The organism is Microbacterium sp. P5_B6 (assembly GCF_056400345.1).
The window spans coordinates 1-1,920 of sequence record NZ_JBFULL010000064.1 but is presented as its reverse complement, the minus strand read 5'-3'; the positions used below and the strand labels follow the sequence as shown (position 1 = coordinate 1,920).

At 61.4% G+C, this 1,920-nt stretch carries 1 protein-coding gene; it reads left to right on the top strand.

The window, feature by feature from the left end; translation table 11 throughout:
• Positions 1-645: 645 nt before the first annotated feature.
• Positions 646-1,920: aldehyde dehydrogenase family protein (locus AC1DP3_RS18200; protein ID WP_477295762.1), on the top strand; the 1,275-nt coding region annotated here is incomplete at its 3' end.

Here is a 1,920-nt window from a genome sequence, read left to right as displayed (position 1 = left end):
GCTCGCGGACGAGTACCGAGGCTCGAGGAGCGGCGCCGACTATCCGACCGGCGAAGCGGGCGATAGGCAACATAACTGATAGCGCATTAGTTCGAACCTGACAACTGGACCAGCGTGTCCGATCCCGCGGATTGACAGCGAGGCATTCAACGCTCGGCGCCAGCTGACCCTCATCGCTTGTCTCGACAAGTTGCAGGTTTTCGAGACGTCGGCGCCGCTCCTCGAGCCTCGGTACTCGTCCGCGAGCTTCCACGAAGCGATATGTCTCGGGAAGTTGTCTTKCCGTAATCTGTCCTACCGAGGTGCACGGACGGGCTTTCTGAGTMACACTGCTGACGTGCGCGTCGCGTGTCGCCGCGGATCAGGCTCAACCGATCACCGTGCCCGCGGGTTTCACGTCGGATGGGCGGCCGGTGGGTTTGCAGATCTCGGGCGGCTTCCACGGCGACGCGCACGTTCTACAAGCGGCGGCCGCGTTCGAATCTGTACGCCCCTGGAGCGACAAGCGCCCGGCAATCGCCTCGTGATAGGCGAGATCCGCTCCAGTTGAGCGCTGAATGAGAATACCGTATTATGATATTAGACCTCCGAACATGCGGCCCAAGGGCTGTATGGAAGAGCGCACCATAAGACAGGAGTGAGTACATGGGAGTATCTCTCGCAGAGGCAAAGTCGAACGTCGTCCMGGTCGACTTCGCAGCCTCCTACGGATTGATCATCGATGGGGCTGTCGTTCCGACGACGGAGCATTTCGACGTGCTCAATCCCGCGACCAATAAGGTTCTTGCGCGTGCCCCGCTCGGCGTCGAAGCGAACATGAACAGCGCGATCGCAGCCGCGAAGAGCGCCTACCCGGCATGGGCTGCTCTCACGCCGGAGGAGCGGGAGAGTTACATCGTCGCCCTGTTCGACGCGCTCGAAGCCCAGAAGGAAGATTTCATCACGCTGCTGTCGCTCGAGCAGGGCAAGCCGCGGCACAACCAAGCGGATTTTGAGGTGAACCTCGCTAACCCGTGGGTTCCGAAGACCGCGAAAGCCCGGCTCAAGGTCGAAGTTCTCGCCGAGGATGAGGAGAGTCGCGTAGAGCTGCGGCGAGCGCCGCTCGGCGTGGTCGGAGCGATCATCCCCTGGAACTATCCATACCTTCACGTGCTGTGGAAGACCGTGCCGGCGCTCATCACGGGGAACACGGTCGTCCTCAAGCCGTCGCCGTACACCCCACTCTGCGCGCTTCGGATCGGCGAGCTCGCCGCCCAGATCTTCCCGCCCGGAGTGTTCAACGTGGTGACGGGCGGCAATGAACTTGGCGAGATCCTGACCAAGCACCCGGACGTCGGAATGATCACGTTCACCGGATCGACAGCGACCGGAGCCAAGATCATGGCATCGAGCGCCGGCACGATCAAGCGGGTGACTCTCGAACTCGGCKGCAACGATCCTGCGATCCTCCTGCCGGACGCCGATTGGCAAGACGCGGTTCCCAAGGTCTTCAACGCGGCTTTTGGCAACTCGGGGCAGTGGTGCATCGCCGCAAAACGCATCTATGCGCACCGGTCCTTTCACGAAGACTTCGTCAAGGCGCTGGTTGAGTATGCGAAGACCCAGAAGGTCGGGGACGGCATGGATCCGTCGAGCGACCTGGGCCCGATCAACAATCGCATGCAGTATGACAAACTGCGCGAACTCTTCGCTGACGTTGAGCGAAACGGCTATCGAGTACCTCTCGGCGGAAAGATCGATGAGACGCTCGATGGCAACTTCGTGCCGATCACGATCGTCGATAACCCGCCGGAGGACAGCCGTATCGTCCAAGAGGAACCCTTCGGGCCGATCGTGCCGATTCTCGCGTACGACGACATCGATGAGGTCGTCGAACGTGCGAATGCGTCGGTCTACGGACTCGGAGCCACCGTCTGGGGC